The following is a 16,984-nucleotide window of genomic DNA, read 5'->3' as shown; positions in this document are numbered from 1 at the left end:
TCAGAACGCTGACCAGCTGGCGGCGGCGAATCTTCCACAACGCAGGATCGAAGACCGAATACGGACCCTGCCCGCTCACATCCGCTCCAGCAAGCCGGCGGGCGGCGACCGTATTCATCAGCGTGCGAGCTTCATCGGTCGAGGCCGGCACCGGCTGCGAATAAAAGTCCTTCAAAATCGAATGCGCGAGAATTCCGATCTCCAGCGCGGGTACTTCGAAATCCGGAGTCTCGATCACGCGAAGCCTCAGCCGGTAGCGCGACAGAAAAACGAACGGACAACTGTCCAGCGCATTCAGCTCGCTTGGATTCCACACTCCATCGAGCTTTAACACGCCGCGTCCCAAGTGAGCGCGCGCCGCGCCTTTCGCCTCCAGCTGAGCCCGATCGATCAGGCCGTCGCCGAGCAGCTTTCGCGCGGTTGTTTCCGTCAGCGAACCCCTCCTCCAGTGATCCGCGACCGCAACCCGCCATTCGCCCTCACTCTTCGGAAGGGGGTGGCGCAGTGCTACAGGCGAGGCCATGACGGGCGAAACCTCAAAATGCCGTGCGATCTCCTGGACGTATACCGACGGATAGATCGGCTCTCCCTCCAGAGTACTGTTCGGATAGGTCAAGGTGACCCTTTGCGCTGCCGAATCCAGAATCATGAAGAGATAGAGCGGTTCGCGCCGGGCCCGGTCACGCGCGGTCAAGAGACGCCGCGGCCGGATATGGGAATTGATCGATTCGACGATTTCCTCGCTGAACAGCGGATTCACGGGAGATCTGCCTGGCAACTCGCCGTCGGCGAAGCCGGGCGCAAAAATCCATCGGTAGCTGCGCGCCCCCAGCGAATGCGGGCTCATGATCCGAACGCGCGGCAATCCTGGAGCAGTGGCAGCGGCGGACCGATCCACGGTCCGCAGAGCGGCGATTTCCAGCGCAATGTTTCGAAATTCGCTGAACGTGCCTTCGCTCGCGGCAACCGATTCCAGTTCCTCGACGAGAACCCGCCAGGCCTGGCGGTCCCGTTCGATCAGAGGCGCGGCGGGCTGCAGCTGCGACAGAAAAGCCGCGAAACTTCCGGTAGAGCGCTCCAACCCGTCAAGAAAACCTTCGAGGCGCTGTAATTCGACCGTCAGCGGCGAGTTCTTGCGCGCCGCAAGAGCCGATGCCGGCAGGTGATGCCGATCGATATATCCCATCCGCATCAAATCTCTTTCGACCTCTGTTTTTTGAGGTTGCGCCGACAGCCGCGGCCGGAAGTAGGCGCTCGACATCACGCGAGCCAGCGCTTCGCGCGGCCGTTCGCTCGCGGCCAGCTCGAGCAGCGAAAACCAGTATTTGATAAACGGAATTCGCAGCAGGGGTACGCCGGTTTCGAACGCATGTGGAATGTTATAGCGCGTCAAAACGTCCTCGAGCATCTCGCCGTAGATATCGATATGGCGCACCACGATCGCGATCTCAGACGGGCTTTCGCCGCGCTCCATCAGGCTTATAACTTCACGGCCGATCGTGACGATCTCCTCATAGCGGCCCGAGGCCTCGATGATGCGCAGAGAATCGTCCGGCGGAAGCGGTTCGTGAGGCTCGAAGACAAAAAGTTTCTCGAGCACCGGCCGGCCCGGATGAGACCGTTTACAGAAATCGGGAAATGTCTTCTCCGACAGCGATTCATCTTGAATGAATCGCTGCCAGGTCCATTCGGCAAATTGAGTCGGCTTTACGTTCGCCGTGGTGTTGAACATCACGACGGTTCCACCATCCGGAAGAGACTCAATCAAAGCGCGGATCAGAAGAAATTCGGCTTCCGACAGGTCATAAAGCGTGTGCAGAACGACGCGCTCGAACCTCTGGAGCCACGGCACGTCGCCTTCTCTGACGCGTGCGGCGGACAGCGCGCGCCGGTCTTGCGGATCGCACAGGTTCTCCCGTCGAAGGAACTGATCGTACTCATCCAGCGTATCTGCCAGGAATGAGGCCTCGGCCGATCTCAGTTCGGCAGGCCGGAGCCGTGCACTCTTCAACTCGGCAATCGCATCAAACAGATAACGCGCGCTGTAGTCGCAGGCTTCAGCCCGCGTTATTTCCCGTATGGCGACCAGCCGCTGTGCAGCCGTAATGCTGACAACATCCGGCGTGATCCGCCGCACCAGTTCATCGACAGTGACGGCATTCACGGCGAGCACGGCTCCCCGTTCCCGCGCTACCGATCTCAGATCGTGCCAGCGGTCTTGAGAGCTTCGGTAAAGGTGCAGATCCATTCGTACCTGGACTTCGAGAAGAGTTCGGGGTGGGCAACCATAACCAGCTTGCGCCTGGCGCGGGTGATCGCCACATTCAGCCGGCGATCGTCAAAGACAAATCCCGTGCCGCGGGAACGGACAAAGGACAGGATCATGATGTCGCGTTCGCCGCCCTGGAATCGTTCCACAGTGTCGACGGTCACGCCCGTGTCCGACAGCATCTGCCGCATCAGCACAACCTGCGCTCGAAAAGGCGACACAACTCCGATGGCATCGGGGCGAACTCCGCGTTCGTGCACATAGGACCGGACCAGATCGGCAACAACCCGGGCTTCGTCGAGATTGGAACGGCCATCACGCGAGGACTCGACGGGAATGAAAACGACGGGGGCGCCATCGATGGGCTGCCGTTCATTCTCAGTCACGCCGGCTTTCAACCTGCCGTCATAGAAAAGCCGGTTCGATACTTCCATGATCTGGGGATGCATGCGGTATTGCGTCTCGAGCATCGTCACATTGCCGGTCTCGCGCTTGAGGCGTTCGAACATGGAGTGCGCCAGGCCATGTGTCCGCACGACCGGCGGGAGTTGACGGTCATCCCCGATCAGGACAAAACGCCTGGAGCGCAGAATCAAACCGAGCGTGAGGGGCTCCGTGAGCTGTCCGGCTTCATCGACGATCGCCATTTCGAAAGCCCGCGTGCGCAAATAGGGCAGCGTCGAGGCGCGATGCGCCGTCGCCGCGACGATCCGCGTCTGATTCAACGCCGCCTTGACTGCGGTGACCGTACCGTACTTCAGCGCGAGGTCTTCCGTGAAGAAATCCGCCGGATCGCCCTGAATCTTACGCGCAAGTTCCGCTGAATCCGATGAGCGGCCGACGCGAAGGAACCGCGCGGAAGGATCGTGCGCCAGCAGGGCAATCAGCATCTTGTCTACAGCCGTGTTCGTGAAAGCCCCGAGCAGAACAGGCCCGGATACGCGCTCCACGATCTCCGGAATAACTCTCGTCTTGCCGGTTCCGGGCGGACCCCAGATCAGGTGAAACACCTCGCAATGCGCTGCCAGATCCGCCACCGATGGAACAGACCCGGCGGCCTTGAAGCCGGCCGATCCTTCAAGCCCGTGACCTAAAATCGCCTGTTTTTTCCCGTCCATGGGAGACACCAGAAAATCGTACAGCGCCGTATGACTGGCCTCCGCTGTAACATCGCTTGGAAACCGGTCGACGATCCACGCCTGCCCCTCGAACACGCTCGGGCTCAGATTCTTCAGCGGAATGGAGACGCGCATCCGCCGCGTGTCGATGTGGCGCACGTGTCCGTGAAATGTGGCGGTGCTGGAGATCCTGCCGGCATGAATCAGGACACTGTCACCGACCTCCAGGTCGGAAGTATTCTGTTCGAATTCAAAAGTGAACGGCTCGGTGCCGGGAACGCTCGTGGCGCCGCAGATCGTACGGAAATTGCTGACGCGGAACTGCAGCCGGCTGTCGTCGAGCAGGTCGGCAACGTCCTGATCGGCAAGCCAGCGCTCGCGCTGAACGAGACGCGTAAACTTCCGGAAGTATTCCAACTCGGCGGTCGATGCCGACGCCGGCCGGTCCCCAAAAACGTTGGAATTGTCTTTGCAGCGGTTCCTCGTCCATGAAGGGCACGGCGAGCAGACCTCCTCTTTGAACCCTTCATACCGCGGCGGCACGTGCGAAACCGCCCGCCCCAGCGCGTATTGCATCGCGATCAACTTGTTGCGCGCATCCAGTACCTGATAGAAGTCCGTCATCACGCGCAGCGGCGCAAACGTTCCGTCGACCGAAGACAGCAGGCGGCTGGTGATCTCGACGTCCTGGCCATCGCTCCGTTGCCAGCGGCGAATCAGATCCGAAAGCAGCAGCCTGTAGATGAAGAGCTGAGCATGGTCCTCCGGACGGATGCGGGCGCCGGTTTTCAGTTCCAGGATATCCAGCCGGTTCCCTTCCCGGAACACGGCGTCGATGCGTCCCTGGATGCCGATCGTGGCCGAATATCGTTTCAATTCGATTTGCGTGTGCTCGAGCAGGTGCGGATTGCGCTCGATAAACTCTTTCAGGGAGGACGTGTGCCGCAGCACATCCGCCCGAAACATGTTTTCATCGAAGAACTCATCCGTTACAGATGCCAGAGGAACGAGATACCCCGGCAAGACCGCGCGGTATTCCGATTCGAGATCGGCCGCGCCTTCCAGCATGCGATCGAAAAGCGCATGCACCAGTTGCCCCTTGAGCGTCTGAACCGTAACATCGCCTTTTCCCCGGCGCATCTGATCGAATTGCGGCTTCGTGCAGTGCAGGCTGCGTGCGATTGTGGTCGCGTTCACCTGGCGCATGGGCTCCAGGACCAGGAAGGTTTCCGGGCATGCATCGAATGCGTTGCCTTCACCGGGCACCAGGTTGTACGCGGCGAACGAACAATGAGTCCAGAGATGAGGAACCAGAAAGCAGGCCGTGCGGTTTTGATTCGACCGGATCCGGATATGGATGTCCTGATCACGCAGGGGCCCGGACGTGACAAGCGCGTCTATCGAAGACTCCCAGATGCCCGGTTCGGCCTGCCTGGGGCTTCGCAGGTCCAGAACCTTCGCTTCCGGCAATACCACCCGGCCGGTATCGGCATCGCGGCGGCGTTCGAGGATCGGAGGATTTCGTTCGATCAGTGCATGGAGACTCGCCAGCACTTCTTCGGTTGTATCGTATTCCCCACGGAGGGCTCGCAAGGCGACCTGGGCCAGGTATCGCGATGCGAAATAAGGCGGCCCCACAAGCGCAAGCGGGTCGCTAAGGAAATGATCACGTTGGAGTTGCCGGCTGGACAGCTGATCGAGAAGCTGGTCGCCCGCTTCGGACACGCTCGCAGGGGGACACTCCAACAACTTCTCAATGAGCGCGTTCACCGAGGCCATCTCGTGGTGACTGTATCACTGAACCGGCCAGATCCGGTCCGGGTAGAGGAAGGGAAGGAACACAAGAAGCACAAGAAGCACAAGAAAGCCGCGCTTTTCTTGTGCCTCTTGTGCTTCTTGTGTTCCTTCCCCTTTCGTGTGAGTAACCTTTTCAGAGCTATCGAGTTTTAACTATCTGAATGCACGAGACCGACGAAAACCTGATGCTGGCCGTCAGAAACGGCGAGGTTGGCAAACTGGCCTTCCTCTTCGACCGGCACCACCGCTTGCTGTTCGATTTTTTTGCAAAGTTGACCGGCAGCCGGGCGGCCGCAGAAGACCTTGTACAGGATGTCTTTTTCAGGATTTTGAAGTACCGCGGGACGTTTCGGGATGAAAGCCGTTTCAAGGCCTGGATGTTTCATATCGCGCGAAACGCGAGGATTGATTACTACCGGAAGCATCATACCGGGACCCTCCCGGCCGAAGACCGCGACACAGAACCGCAAAGCCGCTTCGGAATGCCCGGCGACGACCTGGAGCAGGAACAACAGGTATTCCTGCTGGAGTGCGCACTGCTGAAGTTGGCGCCCGAAAAGCGGGAGGTTCTCATCCTGAGCCGCTACCAGGACATGAAATACGAACAGATCGCGGAAATGCTCGGCTGCGAAGTATCGACAATAAAGGTGCGCGTCTTCCGCGCCATCAAAGAGTTGCGGGATATTTTTTTCAAACTTTCGAATGAGAAACCACCATGCAATGTGAAGAAGTCCGTGAACAGTTTGCGGATTATGTGATCGCCAGGGTCGAAGCGCCGGCTCCCCTCGAGATCGTTGAACACCTGTCTTCGTGCGCAGCCTGCCGCGCCGAACTGGATGAACTGAAATCGCTCTGGATGCAGCTTGAAAATGCTCCTGCCACGGAGCCCACGGCGGAACTGCAAGCCCGGTTCGACGTGATGCTCGCCGCATATGAGGAAGGACTGCGGCGGCCTGTCCACAACTGGCGGCGGCCTGTTCTGGAGTTTGCAGCCGCGGCGGCCTTGCTGGTCATCGGTATTGGAGTCGGATATCGGATGCATACGCCGCCGGCCCGGAATCCGGAACTGGCAGAGTTGCAAAGCGAACTCCATCAAACACGGCAGATGGTCGCGCTGTCGTTGATGCAGGAACAATCGGCCACCGACCGTTTAAAGGGTGTCGGCTGGAGTTATCGATTGCAGGAACCCGGCGCCGATGTCCTGCAGGCGCTTCTGGACACACTAATGCACGATTCGAACGTCAATGTCCGCCTCGCCACGGTGGACGCACTGCGGCAGTTCGGCAATCAGCCGGTTGTGCGGCGCGGCATTGTCGACGCCATGACACGTCAGGAGGCGCCAATGGTGCAGATCGCACTGATTGACCTCGCCGTCGATTTGAAAGAGAAAGAGTCCGTCGGTTCTCTTCAGCAACTCACCCAGGATCACAACATCGATCCGGCGGTGCGTGACCGAGCCGAAAAGGGTCTGGAACAACTGAGGTAAACAGGAGACCGCGATGAGAAGAATTCTGAGTACGATTCTGGTTCTGGCCGCAAGCATGGCCGCGTTGCCCGCACACGCTCAAGAACGGATGACGGTGAAGTTCAACGATCCTTCACGGCCGGGCCTGCTTAAAGTCCAGTGGCATAACGGCAGCATCGCTGTGAAGACGCACAGCGGCGGCGACATTACCATCGCGGCGAAACGAGGCCTGAACACCCGGCCGGAGCCGCCCGAGGCCGGTGGACTGCATCGGATCGATTCGCCCAACCGGGGCATCGTCGTCGAAAGCGATACGAACAATGTCATTACCATCAGCAGCGGCCACACCGATTTCGCGAACGGCAACCTTGAAATCGAGGTCCCTGTCAAAACCGACTTAAAGCTGGAATCGCACAACGGATCGCTGGTCTCGGTCGACGGTGTCGACGGCGACATCGAAGCCACCAACCATAACGGCGCCATAAACGTGGTGAACGCCAGCGGCTCTGTTGTCGCCGATTCTCACAACGGACGAGTCGTTGTCTCGTTCCGCGAAATTGCCGCCGGCAAACCCATGTCATTTACCTCGTGGAACGGCCCCGTCGACGTCACCTTGCCGGCTGCGTCGAAGGCCGACTTGAAACTCCGCACCGACAATGGCGCCATCTATACCGACTTCGATGTTCAAATGAAAACGGGCCAGGCCGGCTCCGCCGACAAGACGATCACCGGCTCAATTAACGGAGGCGGCGCCGACTTCGACCTGCGGACGCACAACGGAAATATCTACCTCAGGAAAGCAAAATAGAAAGAGGGGAAGGAACGACAGGAGACCTATTGGAAATTCGAAATTGGAAGTTGGAAATCGGAAATCGGATTTCCAATCTCGAACTTCCAATTTCGAATTTCCAATAGGTCCCTTTACGGGTTGGGCAGCTGGGGAATATCACCGCACTCCCTCACGACATTCTTGGCCGTCAACCAGAATTGCCCGCGGATGAGCGCTTTGCCCGGGATGGGCTGATACACCGCCTCAACCGTTCCGAGATCCCAGAACGTCACCGGAAGATTCGCAATCAGGGGATACATCAGCTGCGGTTTGAAGTCCGGCGGAGGGTTGATCGGCGCAGGCATCTGGTACACGCCCTGAAACAATCTCAGCGTGGAGGCAACGGCTCTGCTGTCGTCGAACAATACCTGCAGTGCCAGAACGCGTGGCAGCGACGGCGCATTCGCCGGGCAGAAAACGAAATTCACCCGTTCCACGATGAAATCATCTTCAAAAAGAAATGTCAGCAATCCCTGGCCGATATTCTGGATGTGGGCGCCGAGGATGGGCTGCTGATCGGAAAGAGTTTCGGGGGAGCCTGCATGTGGGCGCGGATCTGAGCCGCCTGCGCCGGAGCAAGCCGTTGCGTATTGTTCAGGAGGATCTGGTTCTTTGCATTGAGCAGATTGATGACTGCGGGATACGACGATCCCAGATACTGACGCAGTTGAAAGATGTCGTCGCGGACGCGGCTTGAAAAACCAGCAGCGCCGACAGAAGCAAGCTCATCTGGAAACCTGAATCCGTCCGTCCAGTTGCGGCGAGACCGTCCCAAGATGTGCGATATGTTCCGCAAGGGCGTCCCGCATCAGAATTCCGGTATCCTCAACCTCAACACCTTCGGCAAACTCGGTGTAGCCGTCGCCCCCCATCCAGAGGAAGTCGTTGGTGGTAACGGTATAGAAGTCCTTGTCGCGCAGAGGGGTGCCGTCTGCCAGCCGCACCGAGACCAGCCGCTTCCCTTCGGGCTTGCTGGCGTCCAGTTTGACGCGAACGCCGCTGAGGCTCATCACGCTGCGGCCGAGAATATGCTTGATCTGCGCACCGGTGAGACGCATCGTCACCAGGGTATTTTCCGACGGCAGGACATCAAACAACATCCCGCTCGTGATGGGTCCCTTCCGGATTCCCTTCTGCGCATCCGCCGCATTGATCAATGCGATCGCAGTTCCGGTTTTGGCCCGCACCGCGTCCGCAACGAGGTTCCCGATGTGCGATTCCTGCGCCGTAGAGCGCGACAGATCTCCCGCAGCATGTCCGACGACCTGCTGCAATGTTTCATTCAGCCTGGCTTCAAACGGCTCGAGCAGCTTCGTCACGGCCGGATCCGGCTCTGCGTTTTCGATCGGCACCAGCCGGCTTTCAACGGCTTTGAGCTTTCCATCATTGAATGTCAGATCGAGTTTGCCGGCGTACTTTCCGAACTTTCCGGCAGTGACGATCGTGGTCTGCCCGACACGAACCGGAAGTTCGGATTCTTCGTGCGCGCCGATGATCACGCGGATTTCAGGAAATGCGCGCGCAATACGCTGTTCTTCGGTACTGCTGACGTTGGTCAGCAGAATGATGCAGTCCGCGCGATCGCGAACCTTTGGCAAAACGGTTTCGAGTGAAAGAAGACTATCGGCAACGTCGACGTATTTGACGTTCTGCGGATGTCCGGCACGGGTTACCTCTTCACTGGTGAGACCGACAACCGCAATATGCACGCCCTGCGCATTGAAAACCGCGGCGACCTGAATCTCGTCGATCGGCGTCGTCGCATTCGCGGACAGCAATGGGAAATTGGCCTCGCGGGCGCGCGCGGTCAGGAAATTGGTGCCGAAATCGAAATCATTGCCGCCGACCGCTGCCGCGTCATAGCCGATGGCGTTCATGGCGTCGATGACCGGCGCCCCCTGGAAGGTGTCCGAAATCAGGGTGCCGGAAAACATGCCGCCGGCATCGAGCAGCAAATCCGGTTTGGATTCGTGAACCACGGTTGCCAGCTTCGCGCTTCCACCGGCGTCGGGTCCGGCCAGCACATGGCCCCGCAAATCGTTCGTGTGCATGATGACGACGTGCGTCTCGGGTGCACCGTAGGCTGAGGCGCAGGCAAGCAGTAAAACAAGCAATACCCGGACAGCCATGGAATTCATTGAAGTTATTTTACTCTAGAGGCCGGAAGTTTCAGCCTTTACGGGCGGACTTTGTCTTTTTTGCGGACTTTATAACGCTGTCGATCTCTTTTCGATGGCGGACAATCACGGTGTCCAGCTTCTGCTGGATCTCCCGCAGCACGCGGGGCGGGTCCACCCCCGGAAAGTTCCGGTCGACATGCTCGTCAACGATCTCCACGAGCGCAAGTAATTCAGCTAACGATAGATCTGCCTTCATTTCAGGCCTTCCGGCGGCTCCAAGTGTACTACGATACCCCACTGTAATGACAAAGTTACCAGCCCAAAACGAGATCATCGATTGCCGCCGCTGTCCGCGCCTGGTCGCCTATCGCGAAGAGGTCGCGCGCACCAGAGTCCGCCGATTCCAGGACTGGGAATACTGGGGCCGGCCGGTCCCCAGTTTCGGCCGCGTGAATGCCCGATTGCTCATCATCGGACTTGCGCCGGCGGCTCACGGCGGAAACCGTACCGGCAGAGTGTTCACCGGCGATCGCTCCGGCGATTGGCTGTTCCGGGCTCTTTTCAATTTCGGGTTTGCCAATCAGGCCACCTCCACCGATCGGAACGACGGCCTGAAGCTGATCGATTCCTACATCACCGCGGCGGTTCACTGCGCTCCACCGGACAACAAACCGCTGCCGTCCGAATTCCAGAATTGCCGTCCTTATTTATTAGATGAACTCCAACGGCTCAAGCAGGTTCGCGCGGTGGTGACCCTGGGATTGATCGGATTCAAGAGCTACTTCACCGCACGAAAAGAATTGGGCTGGGAGAACCCCGTACCACTGCCGCCCTTCGGCCATGGGCTAGCGTGCAAGCTGGCCGATGGAGTCACGCTCATCAGTTCCTATCACCCCAGCCAGCAGAACACGCAGACCGGAAAGCTGACGATTGCGATGTTCGATGATGTGTTCCGGAGGGCGAGAACCGCGTTGGATGATTGAGGGCAAAAAAAAGCCCCAAAAGGCACAAACTTCTGTGCCTTTCGGGGCTGTCGAAACTACACCCTGCTACGTGGCCATTTGCGTGATCGAATCACCATAGTCCGTGTAAGCGGACTTGACGATCGCACGTACCTGGAACGCATAGAGAGTGCCCGGCGTCAGACCGGAGACGATGGTCGCCGAACGGGTGTTGCTGACCGGCTGGCTATTCCATGCGGTGGGAACGCCGCCGGCCGGAACCGGCGCCCAACGCAAGTCATAGCTGTCGGCGCCCGGATAGGCGACCAACTTCACCCGCATCTGCCCCATGCCCGGTCCGAGTTTCATCCAACGAATCGACTCGGAGGCCGTGGGTGATGTGGTCTTCGTGAAAGAAGCGGCCTTGAAGCCGGAAGAAAGAAAGATCGTGATGTCGTCCTCGCAATTCGCCGTGACATACCCGGCGAGCTGGTTCAGAACCTTCACAACGAATTCCTTCTCTTGATTTCTCTGAGCGATGGCTTTGGCGCCACCGTCCAGAGCCGCCGCATTTGCCGCAGCCAACCGCTGGTTGGCTGCGAGCAAAGTCGGCAGATCGAACGGAGCCGGCGGAGCGGGAATCTTTGCGTTCCCGTTTAGACCGGTGTAAACAGCACTTCCATTCGAGAAAACGGCTTCGGGAGTCATGTTACGGAAACCCGTCACCGCCTTGATCGTGGTCTTTTTTTGTTGTGACATAAGTCACCTCCAATGCGGGGATACCCCCGCGCTTAAGGGTTAATGGACACGCGCGGCCGCGTGGAAAAACAGGGGCTATACTCAAATAGCTAAAGAAGGGCGGCCGAACCTTCTACCCTTGGCAACTCGATTATTTTTGCTATTTCTTTTTGCGTTTGGAGGCCGGTGTTTCAACACCGAGCGCCGCACGCATGCGGGCGAGAGTGCTGTCGATCCAGTACCGGATTTCGTGCGCCGGCTTCCGGTACATCCGGGTCAGACATTTTTGACCGCGCCGGGTCGAGGTGATCGGAATGTCATGCCCGAAATACAGGACCGTCGCGCGCAGCGCCCGGCGGTCGGGCACGTTCTCGCAGGCGATCCGGAGCAATTGATGGCGCGTATTCCTGGCGTCCAGTTTGAGCAGGAAATCGTTCGGCCCGGGACCGTCGTCCGGAACAAATTCGATCGGGCGTTTGGGCTTTTTGACATCCTCGTCCGTCCGCTCATCGAAGTCGGCAATATTGCCCATCGGCGTATTACCGAGCTTCTTGATTTCCGCGATCGCCAGGTCGCCGACCTCTTTCGCGAAACGGGCTTGAAGATATGCGCTCTTTCGTCCCGGCGTCGGGGTGAATAGAAGCTGCATAACCCGCGTGTCGACGTTCATAAGGACGGTTTCCTCGTCGACCGGATCGAGTTGCTGCGTGAAACGGCGGACCCGGGCATCCTGGCGCTCCCGAAGTTCCTCGGTGAGTACGCCGCACACGGTGTCATTCACGCGATGCGTCCGAAGAATCAGAAACACCAGGGTCTCGTTCTCGAGGCCTTCGCGCCGCGCCACCCACTCCGATTCGGACAGCCTCAGCATCTCGGCGTTTTGCGCCTCGACGTGCGGCGGCCTCTGGTACCGCCTGCCGTCTTTGGTCTTCGCCTTCAAGACCGGCACGCGGAATGAACGACGCCGTTTGCGCTCGACTGCAACCGTACTCACGTCCGGCTGGCCTCCAACTGTCGAAGATAGTGAAAAGCGCGGGTCAGTATATCCCACAAACGCTTGATCGATACCAGTGCCTGTAATGTTCAGCGGCGCGTTCGAAAATGCCGCGTGGAGCGGCAGCGCTCCGTTGATAGTCTTCACATGGGCGATGAGATCGCCCTCATTCATATTGCTCATGTTTTTTTCTCCTGTAGGCGCGGTCTGTGACCGCGCGGTTTCCGTTGCGTTGAGATCAAAATTGTTATCGAGATTTGCGGCCGATTCAGACCATGCCGCTCAGGTCGTCGAACCGTACAGGCTGGCTTTAATTGCCGCCTATGGTTAGTAAAACCTCTCAGAAATTAAAATTGAGAAAATAAAATTTGCGGAACGGGATAGGTTTAATTAAATCTACAGCTTAGAGCCGAACGATTTTTCTAATTTTTGCGCGTTTCCGGGGTGACTGAAGCGCATTAAGCAAAGTTTGGCAATAAAACTGCTCAGGACTGCCAGAAATCGCCTCGCAGAACTCAGTCCCCGGATGAGGCAGACTCTAAAGGAATACTTTTTTGGCCGGGCTTCCAGAAACCACGTGCCGATGCCCGCAGGAACTCAACGTTTGCGCTGTTCATTGAGGACAGGCGGAATAAGAGCATCTTCCCTTTAGCCCAAGTGTCGCATAACGCCTTTGCATGGAGCTTTGAAAGTGCTTCAAGATCTGGACCACATCAAGATCGGCTAGTGGTTCGTTAATCGGCGCGCAGCGCCCGCAGTGGATCGGTACGAGTGGCGCGATAAGCCGGGCCGAGACAGGCGCAGACGGACGCGATGGCCACTGTAGCGACGGCCGCCACCAGCACGTCCGGGTTCGTGGGGTTCACGTGAAACAATAGCGAACGCAGCAGCGGGCCGGTCAAAACCGCGGTGGTCAGCCCGCTGCCCAGGCCGGCGGCAACCGGGCTCAGAGCCTGGCGCATCACGGCTTTCCAGATTGTGCCGGCGCCCGCTCCCAGGCTGATGCGGATGGCCAGTTCTTTACTCCGGCGCGCGACGCTCTGCGCCACCAGCGCATAAACTGCCAGCGCAGCGAGAAACAACGCCAGGCCCGCAAACAGGAGCAGCAGCGTCAACTGGTAACGCTGCGGTGCGACGGCGTTGGCCTCGAGCTGATCCAACGCCTGCAAATTCGAAATGGCGGCAACCGGCGCCAGCTTTCCGATGGCTTGCCGCAACGGCCCCGTCAGCGAGCCAACCGGCAGCGAACTGCGCACGACCAGCGATCCGCTGTAAGGAGGATTCGCGACCCAGTATGGCACGTAGACCACAGGCGGGGCGGGCTCCGTCAGGCGGGTGCGCACATCGGCGGCGACTCCGACGATGTTGAATCGAGTGTCGCCCTCCGCGATCATGCGTCCCACAGCCGCGCGCGCATCGGCATCTTCCGGCCACAGGGCGCGGCCGGCGGCGGCAGAAATCACGATCGCGTTCTGGTTGCGGTCGGCTTCGCGCAAATCCCGACCCGCGAGCAAGGGCACGCCTAGGGCGCCCAGATAGCCCGGACTGATCGCACTACCAGTCATCTGCGGTCCGCCCGCGTCGGTATACACCTTCCCCGGCACCGTGAAGCGATCCAACTCTCTTTCACCTGTCAGCGGCAGTTGCGTCGTGAAGCCGGCCTGCGACACTCCGGGCAAAGCGAGAGCTGTCGCAGGAAGCTGGCGCAGAATTGCCAAACGCTGGTCATTGGAATAGTTGATGAGGCTCACTTCGACCTGGACCGCATGTTGGGCGACGAAGCCGATGGGTTCGGAGACCAGCTTGTAGAAGCTCAGCCCCAACAGACCGAGTGCCGTGAGAAGGAGGGTTGAGAGCGCCGCCTGCAAAGCGATCAGTGCTTGACGACCGCGTGTGCTTTCGAAGCCGGAAGACGCTGTGGCGGTAGCAAGGCGCAGCGCAGTTTGAGGATCGAGACGGCCAAGACGCAGCGCCGGGACAAGGCCGGTCAGGAAACCGGCGGCCAGGGAGAGCGCGAGACCGAAGACGAGAACGCGCCATTCAATATGAATCTCGCTCAGACGCGGCAAGTTGGCCGGCGCAGCAGCCAACAAGGTGTGCAGGCTGGCCGCGGCGCAGGTGGCGCCCAGCAGTCCGCCAATCAAGCCCAATATGAGGCCCTCACAGAGAACCTGGCGGGCGAGTTCGCCGGGCGCGGCGCCGAGAGCGGCGCGGATCCCCCATTCGCGAGAACGATCGGCCAGACGGCTGATCCACAATCCGCCAAGGTTGACGCACACGATAAGTAAAACCGTGCCCGCACCGCCAAGTAACAGCCAAAGCTCTTGCCGGGTCCTCTCCACGGCGAAGTCCTGCATCGTGATCAGGTCGGCATACAGCGAGAGCTTCTCCGGAGCGGTGTGCGCAAGATTAGCCTGAATGACGTTGAGCTGCGCCAGCGCCTCCGTCCGCGTCACGCCCGGTTTCAAGCGGCCGATCACGTGGTACTCGAAATCGCTGAAGACTTCTGCGTGCAGGAAATCATTCGGCCCGATCTGCAGTGGGCGGAAAAACTCCCCTGGCGATCCATCAAACATAGGGCCGAACTCGCGACCGCGTATGTGGAACCCCTCGGGCAGCACGCCAACCACGGTGGCGTTCGAGCCCGGCATACCGATATCGCGGCCAATGATCGCTGGATCGGAATTGAACGCAGAGCGCCAAAGTGCGTCGCTAATGATGATCGGGAGGTATCCCTCCCTCTCGTCGCTTGGCTGAAAAGTGCGGCCCAGAGCGGGACGGACGTCCAGGACACTGAAAAGGTTCGTCGAGGTTTTGACGCCGTGCAGGAGCAGCGGCTGGCTGCTGCCCATGACAGGAAGCCGGCTGGAGATGAGCAACGACATCCCGGTGAAATCATTCGCCTCGCGCTGCCAGGCCGAAAATGCGGCCAGATTGTCGAACCAGGCAAGCCCGGCGGTCTGCGGCATCTGTGGGGTGCGTTCGCCGATCAGCATTAACTGGCCGGGATCTCGCAACGCCAAGGGCCGCAACACGACGCCATTGACTACGGAAAACATAGCCGTGGTTGCACCGACGCCGAGGGCCAGCAAAAGGAGGGCAACCAGCGTAAAGCGGCCGCCGGAACGCAAGCTGCGAAAAGCGAGAGTCAGGTGTTTGCCGGATCGCATGGCCCACGATACGCTCGCGGCCCGATCGACTTCAATTCTTAATCCGGCGTTTGACTATCCCGTTAGTTGGACATCGATTTCTGTTACGCAGGTTTACTGTCGCGGTAGGGACGCCAATTGCTCAGCGCCCCCCGCACAGATCCGTACGTGCGCACCGACGCATACGGCTCTTACTTTGGATGTGTAGCGGCGAAGCGGGCATCAGGATAAGGATGCAGAACACGTGGGACAGGAACCCAGCGGTTCAGAAGAGGATTAAGACGATCCCATCTTATTCGAGCACGCTGACTACGACGAATCAAAACTCCACGCCACAGCCAGCGAACACGATGCATGAAGATGCGCAACTGACTGGTGTTACCCGGAACGGCGTGGTATTGGTAATGGCTGGCGCATCGCTGCCGCACAATGAGATCGTCGCGAATGTTCTTTCGTCCTGGCGCACAGCTCTCCGGCACACTGATTGTGGCGCGTATGGAAGCGATCTGCGAGTGCAGACACCCGCCGGCCTTTATACGTATCCCGACATCAGCGTGATCTGTGGTCATGTTCAGCTTGTACCGGACCGGTCAGCTACTGCAACAAATCCGGTAATTCTCGTAGACGTTTTGCCGGATGCCACGGAAGAGTACGACCGAGGCGATAAGTTCACTCTCTATAAGTCCATTCCGACGCTGCTCCATTACATTCTGATCTCCCAAACAGAAGTCCTGGTCGAAGATTTTGAAAGAATTCAGCCCGAGGAATGGCAACGCCGTGAGCTTCGGGAGCTTAACCAAGTCGTCCAGATCCCCACCCCCGCACTCGCCATCGCCCTCTCCGATATCTTCCGCCGAGTGTTTTAGTTCGATGACGCCCACGACAATGCTAACTGACAGCTGAATAGTTACACTGACAGAATTCCCGGACCTGACCCACAATCTCCAGATTTAAGTTCCGATCTGGAGATTTTCTTTCCCAAATCGAGATTCTTTCTCCGAAAATGAAAAAGGAATTCCCATCTTGAGATTCTTTCTCCCATTTCCAGATTTTCTTTCCGAAATCGAGATTCATTCTCCTAAAACGTAAAAAGGAATTCCTATCTTGAGATTCTTTCTCCCATTTCCAGATTTTCTCTCCCAAGTCGAGATTCTTTCTCCGAAAACGAAAAAGGAATTCCTATCTCGAGATTCTTTCTCTCATTTCCAGATTTTCTTTCCGGAAATCGAAATTCATTCTCCGAAAGCGAAAAAGGAGTTCCTATCTCCGGATTCTTTCTCCTATTTCGAGATTCTCTTTCCGAAATCGAGATTTATTCTCCGAAAATGAAAAAGGAGTTCCTATCCGGTTTCGTGGGATTTCAAGGCAGCACGGCGAACGCGACGACGGCGTCGCCCATTTTGCTTTTCATTTTGCCGTGGCCGCCGGCGCAAATGACGACGTACTGCCGCCCGTTCGATTCATAAGTCATCGGGGTGGATTGGGCGCTTGCGGGCAATTCGGTGCTCCAGACTTCTTTACCGGAATCGGAATCGAAGGCGTGAAGATATGGATCGAGAGCGGC

At 58.4% G+C, this 16,984-nt stretch carries 15 protein-coding genes; 5 read left to right on the top strand and 10 right to left on the bottom strand.

Annotated features, from left to right (window positions below; all coding sequences use genetic code 11):
* Positions 1 to 2,248, bottom strand: a 2,248-nt coding sequence (locus VGK48_19020; protein HEY2383273.1) for a PD-(D/E)XK nuclease family protein, incomplete at its 3' end; no start/stop codon positions are given.
* Positions 2,200 to 5,157: an AAA domain-containing protein gene (locus VGK48_19015; protein ID HEY2383272.1), complete on the bottom strand. Its 2,958-nt coding sequence runs from the start codon at positions 5,155 to 5,157 to the stop codon at positions 2,200 to 2,202. The genes VGK48_19020 and VGK48_19015, both read right to left, overlap by 49 nt.
* Before the next feature lie 188 nt (positions 5,158 to 5,345).
* Between VGK48_19015 and VGK48_19010 the strand changes: the two genes are divergently transcribed.
* From VGK48_19010 to VGK48_19000, 3 genes are read left to right on the top strand one after another with little or no spacing between them, the layout of a single operon-like run.
* Positions 5,346 to 5,942, top strand: coding sequence for an RNA polymerase sigma factor (locus VGK48_19010; GenBank protein HEY2383271.1), 597 nt, complete (start codon positions 5,346 to 5,348; stop codon positions 5,940 to 5,942).
* Complete coding sequence (locus VGK48_19005) at positions 5,900 to 6,670, top strand: HEAT repeat domain-containing protein (GenBank protein HEY2383270.1); 771 nt, start codon at positions 5,900 to 5,902, stop codon at positions 6,668 to 6,670. The genes VGK48_19010 and VGK48_19005 overlap by 43 nt, the downstream gene beginning before the upstream one ends.
* A gap of 13 nt (positions 6,671 to 6,683) precedes the next feature.
* Positions 6,684 to 7,457: a DUF4097 family beta strand repeat-containing protein gene (locus VGK48_19000; GenBank protein ID HEY2383269.1), complete on the top strand. Its 774-nt coding sequence runs from the start codon at positions 6,684 to 6,686 to the stop codon at positions 7,455 to 7,457.
* 113 nt (positions 7,458 to 7,570) lie between these two features.
* Here VGK48_19000 and VGK48_18995 read toward each other — a convergent pair whose 3' ends face one another.
* The 4 genes from VGK48_18995 to VGK48_18980 are packed head-to-tail and all read right to left on the bottom strand — an operon-like array spanning position 7,571 to position 9,854.
* Complete coding sequence (locus VGK48_18995) at positions 7,571 to 7,948, bottom strand: hypothetical protein (GenBank protein HEY2383268.1); 378 nt, start codon at positions 7,946 to 7,948, stop codon at positions 7,571 to 7,573.
* Positions 7,942 to 8,253: a hypothetical protein gene (locus tag VGK48_18990; GenBank protein ID HEY2383267.1), complete on the bottom strand. Its 312-nt coding sequence runs from the start codon at positions 8,251 to 8,253 to the stop codon at positions 7,942 to 7,944. Before VGK48_18990 ends, VGK48_18995 begins: the two co-directional genes overlap by 7 nt.
* Positions 8,204 to 9,616 (bottom strand): 5'-nucleotidase C-terminal domain-containing protein, encoded by a 1,413-nt coding sequence (locus VGK48_18985; GenBank protein HEY2383266.1) that lies wholly within the window; start codon positions 9,614 to 9,616, stop codon positions 8,204 to 8,206. Before VGK48_18985 ends, VGK48_18990 begins: the two co-directional genes overlap by 50 nt.
* A gap of 31 nt (positions 9,617 to 9,647) precedes the next feature.
* On the bottom strand, positions 9,648 to 9,854 hold the full coding sequence (locus VGK48_18980) for a hypothetical protein (GenBank protein HEY2383265.1): 207 nt from the start codon (positions 9,852 to 9,854) through the stop codon (positions 9,648 to 9,650).
* A gap of 46 nt (positions 9,855 to 9,900) precedes the next feature.
* On the opposite strand from VGK48_18980, the gene VGK48_18975 reads away from it, so the two are divergent.
* Positions 9,901 to 10,581 (top strand): uracil-DNA glycosylase, encoded by a 681-nt coding sequence (locus VGK48_18975; protein HEY2383264.1) that lies wholly within the window; start codon positions 9,901 to 9,903, stop codon positions 10,579 to 10,581.
* A gap of 66 nt (positions 10,582 to 10,647) precedes the next feature.
* On the opposite strand, the gene VGK48_18970 is transcribed toward VGK48_18975, so the two are convergent.
* From VGK48_18970 to VGK48_18960, 3 genes are all read right to left on the bottom strand, one after another.
* Entirely contained in the window at positions 10,648 to 11,298 is a 651-nt protein-coding gene (locus VGK48_18970; protein HEY2383263.1) for a fibronectin type III domain-containing protein, read from the bottom strand.
* Between the two features lie 139 nt (positions 11,299 to 11,437).
* On the bottom strand, positions 11,438 to 12,454 hold the full coding sequence (locus VGK48_18965; protein ID HEY2383262.1) for a hypothetical protein: 1,017 nt from the start codon (positions 12,452 to 12,454) through the stop codon (positions 11,438 to 11,440).
* 551 nt (positions 12,455 to 13,005) lie between these two features.
* Positions 13,006 to 15,441 (bottom strand): ADOP family duplicated permease, encoded by a 2,436-nt coding sequence (locus tag VGK48_18960; GenBank protein HEY2383261.1) that lies wholly within the window; start codon positions 15,439 to 15,441, stop codon positions 13,006 to 13,008.
* A gap of 212 nt (positions 15,442 to 15,653) precedes the next feature.
* Between VGK48_18960 and VGK48_18955 the strand changes: the two genes are divergently transcribed.
* Positions 15,654 to 16,286 carry a Uma2 family endonuclease gene (locus VGK48_18955; GenBank protein HEY2383260.1) on the top strand — a complete coding sequence of 211 codons (633 nt, stop codon included), beginning with the start codon at positions 15,654 to 15,656 and terminating at the stop codon, positions 16,284 to 16,286.
* A 494-nt stretch (positions 16,287 to 16,780) separates the two neighbouring features.
* Here the strand turns inward: VGK48_18955 and VGK48_18950 are convergent.
* Positions 16,781 to 16,984: pyrroloquinoline quinone-dependent dehydrogenase (locus VGK48_18950; protein ID HEY2383259.1), on the bottom strand; the 204-nt coding region annotated here is incomplete at its 5' end.

The sequence above is a fragment of the Terriglobia bacterium genome (assembly GCA_036496425.1).
Taxonomy (GTDB): Bacteria; Acidobacteriota; Terriglobia; order 20CM-2-55-15; family 20CM-2-55-15; genus 20CM-2-55-15.
Note: the sequence above shows the minus strand (reverse complement) of the source record. Positions and strands in the feature narration are given on the sequence as shown.

Excerpts from the sequence above, each read along its gene's own strand:
- VGK48_18970 (HEY2383263.1), bottom strand. The coding sequence starts at position 11,298 with ATGTCACAACAAAAAAAGACCACGATCAAGGCGGTGACGGGTTTCCGT.
- VGK48_18955 (HEY2383260.1), top strand. The coding sequence starts at position 15,654 with ATGCAGAACACGTGGGACAGGAACCCAGCGGTTCAGAAGAGGATTAAG.
- VGK48_19010 (HEY2383271.1), top strand. The coding sequence starts at position 5,346 with ATGCACGAGACCGACGAAAACCTGATGCTGGCCGTCAGAAACGGCGAG.
- VGK48_18960 (HEY2383261.1), bottom strand. The coding sequence starts at position 15,441 with ATGCGATCCGGCAAACACCTGACTCTCGCTTTTCGCAGCTTGCGTTCC.
- VGK48_18975 (HEY2383264.1), top strand. The coding sequence starts at position 9,901 with ATGACAAAGTTACCAGCCCAAAACGAGATCATCGATTGCCGCCGCTGT.
- VGK48_18980 (HEY2383265.1), bottom strand. The coding sequence starts at position 9,854 with ATGAAGGCAGATCTATCGTTAGCTGAATTACTTGCGCTCGTGGAGATC.
- VGK48_19000 (HEY2383269.1), top strand. The coding sequence starts at position 6,684 with ATGAGAAGAATTCTGAGTACGATTCTGGTTCTGGCCGCAAGCATGGCC.
- VGK48_18985 (HEY2383266.1), bottom strand. The coding sequence starts at position 9,616 with ATGAATTCCATGGCTGTCCGGGTATTGCTTGTTTTACTGCTTGCCTGC.
- VGK48_19005 (HEY2383270.1), top strand. The coding sequence starts at position 5,900 with ATGCAATGTGAAGAAGTCCGTGAACAGTTTGCGGATTATGTGATCGCC.
- VGK48_18965 (HEY2383262.1), bottom strand. The coding sequence starts at position 12,454 with ATGAGCAATATGAATGAGGGCGATCTCATCGCCCATGTGAAGACTATC.